This window comes from Streptomyces sp. NPDC004542 (assembly GCF_040610035.1).
Lineage (GTDB): Bacteria > Actinomycetota > Actinomycetes > Streptomycetales > Streptomycetaceae > Streptomyces.
Genome location: NZ_JBEXLP010000004.1, coordinates 157,332 through 169,762, shown reverse-complemented (window position 1 = coordinate 169,762; position 12,431 = coordinate 157,332). Strand labels below are relative to the sequence as shown.

At 73.2% G+C, this 12,431-nt stretch carries 12 protein-coding genes and 1 pseudogene; 9 read left to right on the top strand and 4 right to left on the bottom strand.

Annotated features, from left to right (window positions below; all coding sequences use genetic code 11):
* Positions 1 to 210: 210 nt before the first annotated feature.
* Positions 211 to 1,023 carry an SAM-dependent methyltransferase gene (locus tag ABZX30_RS04395; protein ID WP_355928632.1) on the top strand — a complete coding sequence of 271 codons (813 nt, stop codon included), beginning with the start codon at positions 211 to 213 and terminating at the stop codon, positions 1,021 to 1,023.
* Entirely contained in the window at positions 1,020 to 3,164 is a 2,145-nt protein-coding gene (locus tag ABZX30_RS04390) for an EAL domain-containing protein (protein ID WP_355928629.1), read from the top strand. Before ABZX30_RS04395 ends, ABZX30_RS04390 begins: the two co-directional genes overlap by 4 nt.
* A 46-nt stretch (positions 3,165 to 3,210) precedes the next feature.
* On the opposite strand, the gene ABZX30_RS04385 is transcribed toward ABZX30_RS04390, so the two are convergent.
* From ABZX30_RS04385 to ABZX30_RS04370, 4 genes and pseudogenes are all read right to left on the bottom strand, one after another.
* Positions 3,211 to 3,375, bottom strand: a complete 165-nt coding sequence (locus tag ABZX30_RS04385) for a hypothetical protein (RefSeq protein ID WP_355928627.1) — start codon at positions 3,373 to 3,375, stop codon at positions 3,211 to 3,213.
* Positions 3,372 to 3,530 (bottom strand): annotated as a pseudogene (locus ABZX30_RS04380) (LysR family transcriptional regulator); the annotation flags it as partial. The pseudogene ABZX30_RS04380 and the gene ABZX30_RS04385, both read right to left, overlap by 4 nt.
* A gap of 20 nt (positions 3,531 to 3,550) precedes the next feature.
* Positions 3,551 to 3,733, bottom strand: a complete 183-nt coding sequence (locus ABZX30_RS04375; RefSeq protein ID WP_355928624.1) for a hypothetical protein — start codon at positions 3,731 to 3,733, stop codon at positions 3,551 to 3,553.
* Entirely contained in the window at positions 3,730 to 4,614 is an 885-nt protein-coding gene (locus ABZX30_RS04370; RefSeq protein WP_355928621.1) for a LysR substrate-binding domain-containing protein, read from the bottom strand. Before ABZX30_RS04370 ends, ABZX30_RS04375 begins: the two co-directional genes overlap by 4 nt.
* Before the next feature lie 120 nt (positions 4,615 to 4,734).
* On the opposite strand from ABZX30_RS04370, the gene ABZX30_RS04365 reads away from it, so the two are divergent.
* From ABZX30_RS04365 to ABZX30_RS04335, 7 genes are all read left to right on the top strand, one after another.
* A complete protein-coding gene (locus ABZX30_RS04365) occupies positions 4,735 to 5,406 on the top strand; it encodes a succinate dehydrogenase (RefSeq protein ID WP_355928701.1) in 672 nt (223 codons plus the stop codon).
* A gap of 2 nt (positions 5,407 to 5,408) precedes the next feature.
* A complete protein-coding gene (locus ABZX30_RS04360; protein WP_355928619.1) occupies positions 5,409 to 7,361 on the top strand; it encodes a fumarate reductase/succinate dehydrogenase flavoprotein subunit in 1,953 nt (650 codons plus the stop codon).
* Complete coding sequence (locus tag ABZX30_RS04355) at positions 7,358 to 8,107, top strand: succinate dehydrogenase/fumarate reductase iron-sulfur subunit (RefSeq protein ID WP_355928616.1); 750 nt, start codon at positions 7,358 to 7,360, stop codon at positions 8,105 to 8,107. The genes ABZX30_RS04360 and ABZX30_RS04355 overlap by 4 nt, the downstream gene beginning before the upstream one ends.
* Before the next feature lie 160 nt (positions 8,108 to 8,267).
* Positions 8,268 to 9,038: a GNAT family N-acyltransferase gene (locus tag ABZX30_RS04350; RefSeq protein ID WP_355928614.1), complete on the top strand. Its 771-nt coding sequence runs from the start codon at positions 8,268 to 8,270 to the stop codon at positions 9,036 to 9,038.
* Complete coding sequence (locus tag ABZX30_RS04345) at positions 9,038 to 9,874, top strand: lysophospholipid acyltransferase family protein (RefSeq protein ID WP_355928611.1); 837 nt, start codon at positions 9,038 to 9,040, stop codon at positions 9,872 to 9,874. Before ABZX30_RS04350 ends, ABZX30_RS04345 begins: the two co-directional genes overlap by 1 nt.
* 318 nt (positions 9,875 to 10,192) lie before the next feature.
* Positions 10,193 to 11,905, top strand: coding sequence for a hydrogenase maturation protein (locus ABZX30_RS04340; protein WP_355928609.1), 1,713 nt, complete (start codon positions 10,193 to 10,195; stop codon positions 11,903 to 11,905).
* Positions 11,902 to 12,426, top strand: a complete 525-nt coding sequence (locus ABZX30_RS04335; protein WP_355928607.1) for a hydrogenase maturation protease — start codon at positions 11,902 to 11,904, stop codon at positions 12,424 to 12,426. Before ABZX30_RS04340 ends, ABZX30_RS04335 begins: the two co-directional genes overlap by 4 nt.
* Positions 12,427 to 12,431 lie beyond the last annotated feature (5 nt).

The window sequence follows — 12,431 nt, the reverse complement described above, 5'->3', positions numbered from 1 at the left end:
CCGGCGCCCGGCCACCGGTCCGCCCCCTCCGCACCGCACGGAGGGGGCGGACCGCTGTGCCGGGCGGTCGTCACCTCATGGAACCGCACCGGCACACACCGCACGGCCTGACCGGGAACGGATAGTCAATTTCCGTTTCGGGTCGCTCCTTTGGCGGGCGATCAGTAGCCTCAGCTCGAACACCGGATCGCCTACGCCTTGGAGAGATACATGGAACGTCCCGCCTGGGCTCCCCGGAGCATCGACATCTCGGTGCCGAGCGTCGCGCGGATCTACGACTATTACCTGGGCGGTTCGTACAACTTCGAGGCCGACCGGGAAGCGGCCCGCAAGGCGCTGGAGTTCATGCCGGGACTCCCCAAGATCATGCAGGCGAACCGGGCGTTCCTGCGCCGCGCCGTGCGCTTCGCCTGCGCCGAGGGCGTCACCCAGTTCCTCGACGTCGGCTCCGGCATCCCCAGTTTCGACAACGTGCACGAGGTGGCCCGGACGGCCGCCCCGGACGCACGCGTGGTGTACGTGGACCACGACCCGGTGGCCGTGGCGCACACCGAGGCGGTCCTGGCGGGCACCACCGGCACGGGCATCGTCGCCGCCGACCTCCGCAGGCCCGACGAGATCCTGGCCAGCCCCCAGGTCGAGACACTGATCGACCTGAACCGGCCAGTGGCACTGCTCCTCGTTGCCATACTGCACTTCGTGGAAGACGCGGACGACCCCTACGGCGCGGTGGCCCGGCTGAGCGCGGAGCTCGCGCCCGGCAGCCTGCTGGTCCTCACGCATGCCTCGTACGAGGGAATCCCCCTTCCCGCCGAACGTGCCGAGGGCGCGGTGGATGTGTACAAGGGCATCCGCAGTCCGCTGATCATGCGCTCGCGCGACGAGATCGCGCGGTTCTTCGAGGGGTACGACATGGTGGAACCCGGACTGGTGCCGATGCCGCACTGGCGGCCTCAGACGCCGCCGGAGGAGGAGGATCCGTACGCCTTCTCCGGATTCGCCGGCGTGGGGCGCGCGGCGTGAGCGCGGAACCGGACGGGCCGGAGGACAGACTCCGCCGGTTCGCGACCATCTGGAGCCGGGCGGTCTTCCCGGTGACCTCGACGTCGCTGACCCGGCCGGAGTTCGAGGAGCGGCTGCTGCCGCTCGCCCGCCGGCTGAGCGGGCTGCTGCGGGCGCGCAGCTTCGACGCGGACGAGGCCAGGTCGGTCGGCGCGGCGCTGATCCAGGCGCACTGCACCGACCCCGAGGCGCTCAGCCGGACCCTGGACTGCGTCGACGCCTACCTGGTGCTCTACTGCGGTGCGGACGGCCCCCAGGAGGAGCTCAGGATGCGCTCCTCGCGCCTGCAGCACGCGATGGCCGCCGGGTTCGCGCAGGCGCTCAGGGAGCGGACCCTGGCCGAGCAGGAGGCCATCGCCCAGGCGGCGCTCAGGGCGCAGGGCGTGGTGGCGCAGGCGCTGCACGCCAGCGAGGCCCGCTTCCGCGCCGTCTTCGAGGGCGCCGCCATAGGGATCGGCATCGCCGACCTGGAGGGCAACATCCTGCAGGTCAACGCCGCGCTGCTGCGCATGTTCGGCGGCTCCGAGCAGTCGGTGCGCGGCCGCAGCGTCATGGACTGGACGCACCCCGAGGACGCGCCCCACGTCTGGAAGCTCTACGACGAACTCGTGCGCGGCGAGCGCGAGCACTACCACGTGGAGAAGCCGTTCTACCGCCCGGACGGGACGGCGCTGTGGACCAACCTGACGGTGTCCCTGCTGCGCGACGCCGACGGCGACCCGCAGTACCAGCTCGCCCTCATGGAGGACACCACCGAGCGGCGGCTGCTCAACCTCCGGCTGCGCTACGAGGCCACCCACGACGCGCTCACCGGCCTGCCCAACCGCACGTTGTTCTTCGAGCGCCTGGAGAAGGCGCTGAACGCGGGCGAGGGCCAGCGCTTCGGGCTGTGCTACCTCGACCTGGACGGGTTCAAGACCATCAACGACAGTCTCGGCCACGCGGCCGGGGACCGGCTGCTGGTGGAGGTCGCCGACCGGCTGCAGTCCTGCGCGACCGCGCCCGGCGAGATGGTCGCCCGGCTCGGCGGTGACGAGTTCGTGGCGCTGACCACCGGCCCCGGCACCGAGCGGGAGGTCGACGAGCTCGCCGAGCGGATCATGAACGCGCTGGTCACCCCGATCAGCATCGACGGCCGTGACCTGCTGGTGCGCGGCAGCATCGGCATCGTCGAGGGCCCGGCGGGGGAGCGGACCCCGGCGGAGGTGCTGCGCAGCGCCGACATCACCATGTACCGGGCCAAGTCGGCGGGCGGCAACCGCTCCGAGCTCGCCGACCCGGAGGCCGACGCCCGCGTGATCACCCGGCACGGGCTGACCACCGCCCTGCCCACCGCCCTGGACCGCGGCGAGTTCTTCATCGAGTACCAGCCGCTCGTGCACCTCGGCGACGGCAGTGTGCGCGGCGCGGAGGCGCTGGTGCGCTGGCTGCACCCGCAGCACGGCGTGCTCGGCCCGGACCGGTTCATCCCGCTCGCCGAGCACACCGGCCTGATCGTGCCGCTCGGCCGCTGGGTACTGGAGGAGTCCGTACGGCAGGCCCGTGAGTGGCGGGAACGGCACGGCGAGCAGGCGGCCCCCGGTCCGCTGCGCATCAACGTCAACCTCTCGCCGTGCCAGCTGACCCACCCCGGGCTGGTGCAGGACACGGTGGACATCCTCGAGCGGGTCGGCATCGCGCCGGACTCTCTGTGCCTGGAGGTCACCGAGTCCGCCCTCATCGGCGCCGACGACGACCTGCTCAAACCCCTGCGCCGGCTGCACGAGATGGGCGTCGACATCGCCCTGGACGACTTCGGCACGGGCTACTCCAACCTCGCCAATCTGCGCCGCCTGCCGGTGAGCGTCCTCAAGCTGGACCGTTCCTTCACCCAGAGCATGCAACGCTTCCCGGCCGACCCCGTCGACCTGAAGATCGTCGAGGGGATCGTCTCCCTCGCCCACAGCCTGGACCTCGCGGTCACGGTGGAGGGCGTGGAGACCGGCGCGCAGGCCGAACAGCTGCGGATCCTCGGCTGCGACACCGCCCAGGGCTGGTACTACGCCCGCCCGGGCCCGCCGGAGCGGCTGCACGACCTGGCGCTGGTGGACGCGACGGGCTGACGCGACGGGGCTGCCCCGCCCGGTGCCGGGTGGGGCGCCGGTGCGTTCACCGTTCCAGCGGCATCCGCTGCAGCTCCCGTGCGTCGCTGCGGTGGGTGAGGGCGTTCGTCCGGTGCGGTCCTGGCCGGGCCGGCGGGGTGATCCGCAGTGCCTGACCGGATCTGGTCGCGGCCGTGCGCGGTGCGATCGTGTCGGGCGCCGGTGCGCTCATCGTTCCAGCAGCATCCGCTGCAGCTCCCGCGCGGCCCGGGGCGGAGCCACGTCGCTGCGGTGGGCGAGGGCGATCGTCCGGTGCGGTCCTGGCCGGGCCGGCGGGGTGATCCGCAGTGCCTGACCGGATCTGGTCGCGGCCGTGCGCGGTGCGACCGTGTCGGGCGCCGGTGCGCTCATCGTTCCAGCAGCATCCGCTGCAGCTCCCGTGCGGCCCGGGGCGGAGCCACGTCGCTGCGGTGGGCGAGGGCGATCGTCCGGTGCGGTCCTGGCCGGGCCGGCGGGGTGATCCGCAGTGCCTGACCGGATCTGGTCGCGGCCGTGCGCGGTGCGACCGTGTCGGGCGCCGGTGCGCTCATCGTTCCAGCAGCATCCGCTGCAGCTCCCGCGCGGCCCGGGGCGGAGCCACGTCGCTGCGGTGGGCGAGGGCGATCGTCCGGTGCAGTCCCGGCCGGGCCAGCGCAGTGACCCGCAGCCCCTGCCCGGACCTCGTCGCGACCATGCGCGGTACCACCGCGAGCCCCAGTCCGGCCCGTACGAACCCCAGCACGGCGTCCATCTCGCCGCCCTCCACCGCGAAGTCCGGCTCGAACCCGGCGGAGCGGCAGGCGGCCACGGTCAGCTCCCGCAGGTCGTAGCCGTGCCGGAACATCACCAGCCGCTCACCCTCAAGGTCGGCGACGCGGACGTCCCGGCCGCCCCGGCCCGGCGCGGGCGCCTCCGGTGACGACACGACCACGAGGTCCTCGCGCAGCAGCTCCACCGTCGTCAGGGCGGGTGACGGTGTCGGCAGCGGGAGCACGACCAGGGCGAGGTCCAGGGCGCCGCGCGCGAGTTCCCGTACCAGGTCGTGGGAGCCGCCCTCCTCGACCAGCAGCCGGATACCGGGATACCGGTCGTGGAAGGCGCGCAGCACGTCCGGCAGCAGACCGGTGCACAGGCTCGGGGTGGCGCCCAGCCGGACCCGGCCGCTGCGCAGCTGCACCAGTTCCTGCACCTCGTGCCGGGCGGTGTCCGCGTCCGCGAGGATCCGCCGGGCCAGCGGCAGCAGCGCCTCTCCCGCGTCGGTCAGCGTGATGTTGCCCCGCGCCCGCTGGAACAGATCCGCCCCCAGCTCCCGTTCCAGCGCCTTGATCTGCTGCGACAGCGACGGCTGCGCCACGTGGACCAGATCGGCGGCCCGGGTGAAGTGCCGGGTCTCGGCGACCGCCACGAAGTACTGGAGCTGCTGGAACTGCACCCGGCCAGCATAGCCGTTCCCTATCGAAACGAGCCGGACCATGTCTTGGACCGATCGGCGGGTGCCGCCTTAGCGTCTTGTCCCATGGCACTGGCAACGCGGACGGACCGACGGCCGTCCATGGCACGCACCGTGTGGGACTCGACCGTCGGCAAGAAGACCGTGATGGCCGTCAGCGGCCTGATCATGCTCCTCTACCTGGTCGTCCACGTGATCGGCAATCTCAAGATCTTCTTCGGGGCCGGCGAGTTCGACCACTACGCGCACTGGCTGCGTACCGTCGGCGAGCCGTTCATGCACTACGAGTGGACGCTGTGGATCGTCCGCGTCGTCCTGTTCGTCGCCGTGGTCGCCCACGCCACCTCCGCGTACCAGCTCAGCCGCCGTGACATCAGGGCCCGGCCGGAGAGGTACGTGCACAGCAGGCCCCGGGCGAGCTACGCGACGCGGACCATGCGCTGGGGCGGCATCATCCTCGCACTGTTCATCGTCTGGCACGTCCTGGACCTGACCACCGGCACCGTGCACCCGGGCGGCTTCCAGGAGGGCCACCCGTACCAGAACGTCGTCGACACCTTCTCCACCTGGTACGGCAACGTCATCTACATCGTCGCGATGCTCGCGCTCGGCCTGCACGTCCGGCACGGCTTCTGGAGCGCGGCCCAGACCCTCGGCGTCGGCAGCCGCACCCGCGACCGTGCCCTGAAGGCCGTCGCCGACGTCCTCGCGCTGCTGCTCACGGCCGGCTTCGTCGCCGTACCCGTGGGCGTCATGACCGGAGTGGTGAGCTGAACATGAGTGCTGCATACGCCGCGTACGCGACCGGTGAGCCGGTCGCCGACACCAAGGCCCCCGCGGGCCCCGTGGCCGAGCGCTGGGACCGGCGCCGCTTCGAGGCCAAGCTGGTCAACCCCGCCAACCGGCGCAAGCACACGGTCATCGTGGTCGGCACCGGCCTCGCGGGCGGCTCGGCCGGCGCCACCCTCGCCGAACAGGGCTACCACGTCGTCCAGTTCTGCTACCAGGACTCCCCGCGCCGGGCCCACTCGATCGCCGCGCAGGGCGGCATCAACGCGGCGAAGAACTACCGCAACGACGGCGACTCCGTCCACCGCCTCTTCTACGACACCGTCAAGGGCGGCGACTTCCGGGCCCGCGAGTCCAATGTCCACCGGCTGGCGCAGATCTCGGTCGAGATCATCGACCAGTGCGTGGCGCAGGGCGTGCCGTTCGCACGGGAGTACGGCGGTCTGCTCGACACCCGCTCCTTCGGCGGCGTCCAGGTGTCACGCACCTTCTACGCCCGCGGCCAGACGGGCCAGCAGCTGCTGCTCGGCGCCTACCAGGCGCTGTCGCGGCAGATCGCGGCCGGGAACGTCGAGATGCACCCGCGCACCGAGATGCTGGACCTGATCGTCGTCGACGGCCGGGCGCGCGGGATCGTGGCCCGGGACCTGATCACCGGCACGATCGACACCTACTTCGCCGACGCCGTCGTACTGGCGAGCGGCGGCTACGGCAACGTCTTCTACCTGTCGACGAACGCCATGAACTCCAACGCCACCGCGATCTGGCGGGCGCACCGGCGCGGCGCGTACTTCGCCAACCCCTGCTTCACCCAGATCCACCCCACCTGCATCCCGCGCACCGGCGACCACCAGTCCAAGCTCACGCTGATGAGCGAGTCGCTGCGCAACGACGGACGCATCTGGGTGCCCAGGGCCAAGGGCGACGACCGGCCGCCCGCCGAGATCCCCGAGGACGAGCGCGACTACTACCTGGAGCGTATCTACCCCTCCTTCGGCAACCTGGTGCCGCGCGACATCGCCTCCCGCGCCGCGAAGAACGTCTGCGACGAGGGCAGGGGAGTCGGCCCCGGCGGGCAGGGCGTGTACCTGGACTTCGCCGACGCGATCGAGCGCATGGGCCGGGCGGCCGTCGAGGCCAAGTACGGCAACCTCTTCGACATGTACCAGCGGATCACCGACGAGGATCCGTACGAGGTGCCGATGCGCATCTATCCCGCCGTGCACTACACGATGGGCGGCCTGTGGGTCGACTACGACCTGCAGACCACCGTCCCCGGACTGTTCGCGATCGGCGAGGCCAACTTCTCCGACCACGGCGCCAACCGGCTCGGCGCGTCGGCGCTGATGCAGGGCCTGGCGGACGGCTACTTCGTGCTCCCCGCGACCATCAACGACTACCTGGCCCGCACCCCGCACCAGCAGGCGGTGACGGCCGGCCACCCCGCCGTCCAGGAGGTGCTGGCCGGGACGGAGGACCGGCTGCACCGGCTGCTGTCCGTCGACGGCGACCGCACCCCCGACTCCTTCCACCGCGAACTCGGCGAACTGATGTGGGAGTTCTGCGGCATGGCCCGCACCGACGCCGGACTGCGCAAGGCCCTGGAGCGGATCCCGCAGATCCGGGACGAGTTCTGGCGCCGGATCAAGGTGCCCGGCACCGGCGAGGAGTTCAACCAGTCGCTGGAGAAGGCCAACCGGATCGTCGACTACCTCGAACTCGCCGAACTGATGTGCCTCGACGCACTGCACCGCACCGAGTCCTGCGGGGGCCACTTCCGCGAGGAGTCCCAGACCCCCGACGGCGAGGCCGCCCGCAAGGACGACGCGTTCTCCTACGCGGCCGCCTGGGAGTTCACCGGTACCGGCGAGGCCCCGACCCTGCACAGGGAAGACCTGGTCTTCGAGTACGTCCACCCCACCCAGCGGAGCTACGCATGAAGCTCACCCTGCGCGTCTGGCGGCAGAAGAACGCCGACGCCGAAGGCGCCATGTCCACGTACGAGGTGGACGGCATCTCCTCGGACATGTCCTTCCTGGAGATGCTCGACACCCTCAACGAGGAACTCATCCTCAGGGGCGAGGACCCGGTCGCGTTCGACCACGACTGCCGCGAGGGCATCTGCGGCGCCTGCTCCCTCGTCATCAACGGCGAAGCGCACGGCCCGGAGCGCACCACCACCTGCCAACTGCACATGCGGTCCTTCGAGGACGGCGACACGATCGACATCGAGCCGTGGCGGGCGGCGGCGTTCCCGCTGATCAAGGACCTGGTGGTGGACCGGTCGGCGTTCGACCGGATCATCCAGGCCGGCGGGTACATCACCGCGCCGACCGGAGCCGCGCCGGAGGCACACGCCACGCCGGTGCCCAAGCCGGACGCCGACTTCGCCTTCGAGCACGCGGAGTGCATCGGCTGCGGGGCATGCGTCGCCGCGTGCCCCAACGGGGCGGCGATGCTCTTCACCTCAGCCAAGGTGAACCACCTGAACGTGCTGCCGCAGGGCGCGCCCGAGCGGGAGACCCGGGTGCTGGACATGGTGGCGCAGATGGACGCGGAGGGGTTCGGCGGGTGCACGCTGACCGGTGAGTGCGCGACCGCCTGCCCCAAGGGCATCCCCCTCATGTCCATCACCGGCATGAACAAGGAGTGGCTGCGGGCCACGCGGAAGGCGGCCAAGCGGTAGCACCGGGCCGGGATGCGCGCCGTTCAGCAACCGCACATCCACACTCCTGGCTTCGGTCACGCGGGCGCCAACCGGCGTCGGGAGAACTTGGGGGAGCGGGCCGTGTCCGGGCGGTCCGCCCGCCCTCCCCGCCGACCCGGCCCGCGTCCAGGAGTAAGCCATGACCGGCGTCATCACGCTCGCCCGCCCTCCGCAGCCCGCAGCGCCCACCCGTTACAGCGTGACCCTCGCCCGCGACGAGGCCGACGTGCGTGCCGCCCAGCGGTTGCGGCACGAGGTCTTCGCCGGGGAGATGGGCGCCCTGCTGTCCACCCCGCAGCCGGGATACGACATCGACCCCTTCGACGCGTACTGCGACCACCTGCTCGTGCGCGACACGCTGACCGGGCAGGTGGTCGGCACCTACCGGCTGCTGCCGCCGGAGCGGGCCGCCGTCGCCGGACGCCTCTACTCCGAGGGCGAGTTCGACCTCGCCCCCCTGGAGGCGATCCGGCCGGGCCTGGTCGAGGTCGGCCGGTCCTGCGTGCACCCCGACCACCGCGACGGCGCGGTCATCGGCCTGATCTGGGCCGGGATCGCCCGCTACATGGTCGACCACGGCCACGAGTGGCTGGCGGGCTGCTGCTCCATCCCGCTGGCCGACGGCGGCGCGCTCGCCTCCGCCACCTGGGACCGGGTCCGCGACCGGCACCTGGCCCCCGAGGAGTACCGGGTGCGACCGCTGCTGCCGTGGGTCCCGGCCGCCGCGGCCCCCGCCTCCCGCGGCGAACTCCCGGCCCTGCTGCGCGGCTACCTGCGCCTCGGCGCCTGGGTGTGCGCCGAGCCCGCGCACGACCCGGACTTCGGGGTCGCCGACCTGTTCGTACTGTTGTCGATGCGCCGGGTCAACCCCCGCTACCTGCGGCACTTCCTCTCCCTCGTACCGGCCTGATGAGCGTGTGGCTGCCCAGCGCGCCCTGCACCCCGGGGGCGTGCGTGGAGCGGGCGGGGTCCGCGGCGGCCGTGCCGCGTGCCCTGCTGCGGCTGGCGGGGGTCACCGCCCTGCTGCTGGCCGGGATCGTGCTGTCCCCGCTCGGCGGGAGGATCCCCGCCGACTGGGTCAGGCGCTGGTGCCGGGCGGTCGTCCGCGCCGCGGGGGTCCGCGTCCACGTCACCGGCGGCGCCCCGCCCACCGGTGGGCTGCTGCTGGTCGCCAACCACATCTCCTGGCTGGACATACCGCTCCTGGCCGCCGTGCGCCCGGCGCGGATGCTCGCCAAGGCGGAGATCCGGCGCTGGCCGGTGGCGGGCGCGCTGGTGGCCGGGGGCGGGGCCCTGTTCATCGAACGGGACCGGCTGCGCGCCCTGCCGGACACGGTCGCCCGCATCGCCCGGGCACTGCGCGGCGGCGCGGCCGTCGCGGCCTTCCCCGAGGGCAGCACCTGGTGCGGGCGGGCACAGGGCGACTTCCACCGGGCCGTCTTCCAGGCCGCGCTGGACGCGGGCGTACCCGTGCAGCCGGTGCGGCTGCGCTACCGGGCCGCCCGGGGCGCGGCCAGCACGGTCCCCGCGTTCGTCGGCGAGGACACGCTGACGGCCTCGGTGTGGCGGGTGCTCTCGGCGCGCGGCCTGGTCGCCGAGGTGGAGGTGCGGCCGCTGATCGAACCGGGTGACCACCCCGACCGCCGCGCGCTGGCCCGGGCCGCCCAGCCCCTCGCACCCGAGTCCGCCCGGACCCACCCGGCAGCGCATCCGCGGCGTCGCCTGTCGCCCCTTCCGGGGCGGTAGCGGGTTCCGCCGTGGTGGGGGTACGGCGTGTGGGTGTGCGTGGCTTCCGCTGTCCCGCCGCGGGGACGCGCGCCGGTATCCCTCCAGGCCGGCCGGCGCGGGCTGCCCGGGCCCACTCGGCAGCGCGTCCGCGGCGTAGCCTGTCGTGTGTCCGGGGGTGGTAGCGGGTCTCGCCGTGGTGGGGGCGCGGTGTGCGGTGTCCGTGGCCTGCGCCGTCCCGCATCGCGGACGCGCGCCCGCATCCGTCCGGAGGAACTTGCCCCGCGGTGCCGTTGCGCTGCTTCCCGGGCCATCGTCCGGGGACGATGCTCGGGCGGTATGGACATCCTCCTCGTCGCCAGCGCCTTCAACAGCCTGTGCCAGCGCGTCCACGTCGAACTCGCCGACCGCGGGCACCGTGTGGAGGCGGTGCTGGCCTCGCACGGGGACGACGCGGTGCGCGAGGCCGTCCGGGACACCGCCCCGGAGCTGATCGTCGCCCCGATGCTGAGGACGGCCCTCCCCGAGGACGTGTGGCGGGAGCACACCTGCCTGATCGTGCACCCCGGCCCGCCCGGCGACCGGGGCCCCTCGTCCCTGGACTGGGCCGTCGCCGAGGACGCCGGACGGTGGGCGGTGACCGTGCTCCAGGCCGAGGCGGGCATGGACGCCGGTGCCGTGTGGGCGTCGGTGCCGTTCACCGTGGAGCCCGTCGGCAAGAGCGACCTCTACCGGGGCGAGGTCTCCGACGCCGCGGTGACCGCCGTCCTGCTGGCGGTGGAGCGTTACGCCGGCGGCTCGTACAAGCCGCGCCCGCAGAGCGACCCCGGGATCTGCGTCGTCCGGCGCGACTTCTTCCGGCAGGAACGGCGGCGCGTCGACTGGCGCCACGACGACACCGCCACCGTACTGCGCAAGCTGCGCGGCGCCGACTCCCGGCCGGGTGTCCTCGACGACCTCCTCGGACAGGAGGTCTTCCTGCACGGCTCTCATCCCGAGGACGAACTGCGGGGGCGCCCCGGTGAGCTGCTCGCCACCCGGAACGGCGCCGTGTGCCGGGCCACCCGGGACGGCGCGGTCTGGATCCCGGAACTCCGCCCGCGCCGCGGCTCCGCGGCCCCCGCGCCCTTCCGGCGCCCGGCGGCCGACGTGCTCGGCGACCGGCTGTCCGGCGTACCGGAGGTGCCCGCCCCCCTGGAGCCGCGCCCGGGCCGGCGCACCTGGAGCGACATCCGCTACCGCCGGCACGGCGACATCGGCCACCTGGCCTTCTCCTTCCCGGGCGGCGCGATGAGCACCTCCCAGTGCCGCCGCCTCCTCGCCGCCTACCGGCACGCCCTGACCCGGCCCACGCCCGTCCTGGTCCTCGGCGGGGTGCGCGACTTCTTCTGCAACGGCATCCACCTGGGCGTCATCGAGGCCGCCGCCGATCCGGCCGAGGAGTCGTGGACCAACCTCAACGCCATGAACGACCTGGTCGAAGCGGTGCTGCGGACCACGGACCGCCTGGTGGTCGCCGCGCTCGGCGGCAACGCGGCGGCGGGCGGGGTGATGCTGGCGCTGGCGGCGGACGAGGTCTGGTGCCGCTCCGGCGCCGTCCTGAACCCGCACTACCGGCGGATGGGCCTGTACGGCTCGGAGTTCTGGACGTACAGCCTGCCCCGGCGTGTCGGTGACGCCACGGCCGAGCGGCTGACGCGCGAGGCGCTGCCGGTGAGTGCCGCCTCGGCCGTCCGGCTGGGCCTGGCCGACCGGCTGGTGACCGCCGCCCCGGGCGCGTTCCCCGAGCGGGTGCGCCGGCTCGCCGCCGCGCTCGCCGGGACCCCTGACCTGGGGGAGCGGATCGCGGCCAAGGCGGCGGCACGGGCCCGGGACGAGGAACGGCGGCCGCTCGCCGCGTACCGCGAGGACGAACTCGCCCGCATGCGCCGCGTCTTCACCGACCCCGAAGCGCCGTACCACGCCCTGCGCTCCGCGTTCGTCCGCAAGCTGCCGTGCGGTTCACCGAGGCCGCTGGCACCCGCCCCGGCCCTGCCGGAGGAGGCCCGGTGAGGCAGCCGCGCCTGCTGGTCGCCGGCATCGGCAACATCTTCCTCGCCGACGACGCCTTCGGACCCGAGGTGATCAAGGCCCTGGCCGACCGGCCCCTGCCAGAGGAGGTCCACGTGCGCGACTTCGGCATCCGCGGCCTGGACCTCGCCTACCGGCTGCTCGACGGCTACGCCGCCGCCGTCTTCGTGGACGCCGCCCCGCGCGGCCTGGCACCGGGCACGCTGTCGCTGATCGAAGCCGGCCTCCCCGACGCCTCGGACACCGCCCGGCAGGTCCCGGAGGCACACGGCATGGACCCCGTGAAGGTACTGGCGCTGGCCGCGCACCTCGGGGAGGGCGCGCTGCCGCGCGTCGTCGTCCTCGCCTGCGAGCCCCGGGCGGTGCCGGACGCCGACGATCCCGACGTGACCGTCGGTCTGAGCGCGCCGGTGCGCGACGCCGTCGAACGGGCCGTGCCGCTGCTCCACACGGTGGTGGAGCGGCTGCTGGCCGACGCCGGCGCCGCGCTCGCGGCCGGATGACCCCG

Bases quoted from the DNA above. Each gene is read 5' to 3' on its own strand.
- ABZX30_RS04395 (WP_355928632.1), top strand. From the start codon at position 211: ATGGAACGTCCCGCCTGGGCTCCCCGGAGCATCGACATCTCGGTGCCG.
- ABZX30_RS04385 (WP_355928627.1), bottom strand. From the start codon at position 3,375: ATGAGCGCACCGGCGCCCGACACGATCGCACCGCGCACGGCCGCGACC.
- ABZX30_RS04375 (WP_355928624.1), bottom strand. From the start codon at position 3,733: ATGAGCGCACCGGCGCCCGACACGGTCGCACCGCGCACGGCCGCGACC.
- ABZX30_RS04365 (WP_355928701.1), top strand. From the start codon at position 4,735: ATGGCACGCACCGTGTGGGACTCGACCGTCGGCAAGAAGACCGTGATG.
- ABZX30_RS04360 (WP_355928619.1), top strand. From the start codon at position 5,409: ATGAGTGCTGCATACGCCGCGTACGCGACCGGTGAGCCGGTCGCCGAC.
- ABZX30_RS04355 (WP_355928616.1), top strand. From the start codon at position 7,358: ATGAAGCTCACCCTGCGCGTCTGGCGGCAGAAGAACGCCGACGCCGAA.
- ABZX30_RS04350 (WP_355928614.1), top strand. From the start codon at position 8,268: ATGACCGGCGTCATCACGCTCGCCCGCCCTCCGCAGCCCGCAGCGCCC.
- ABZX30_RS04345 (WP_355928611.1), top strand. From the start codon at position 9,038: ATGAGCGTGTGGCTGCCCAGCGCGCCCTGCACCCCGGGGGCGTGCGTG.
- ABZX30_RS04340 (WP_355928609.1), top strand. From the start codon at position 10,193: ATGGACATCCTCCTCGTCGCCAGCGCCTTCAACAGCCTGTGCCAGCGC.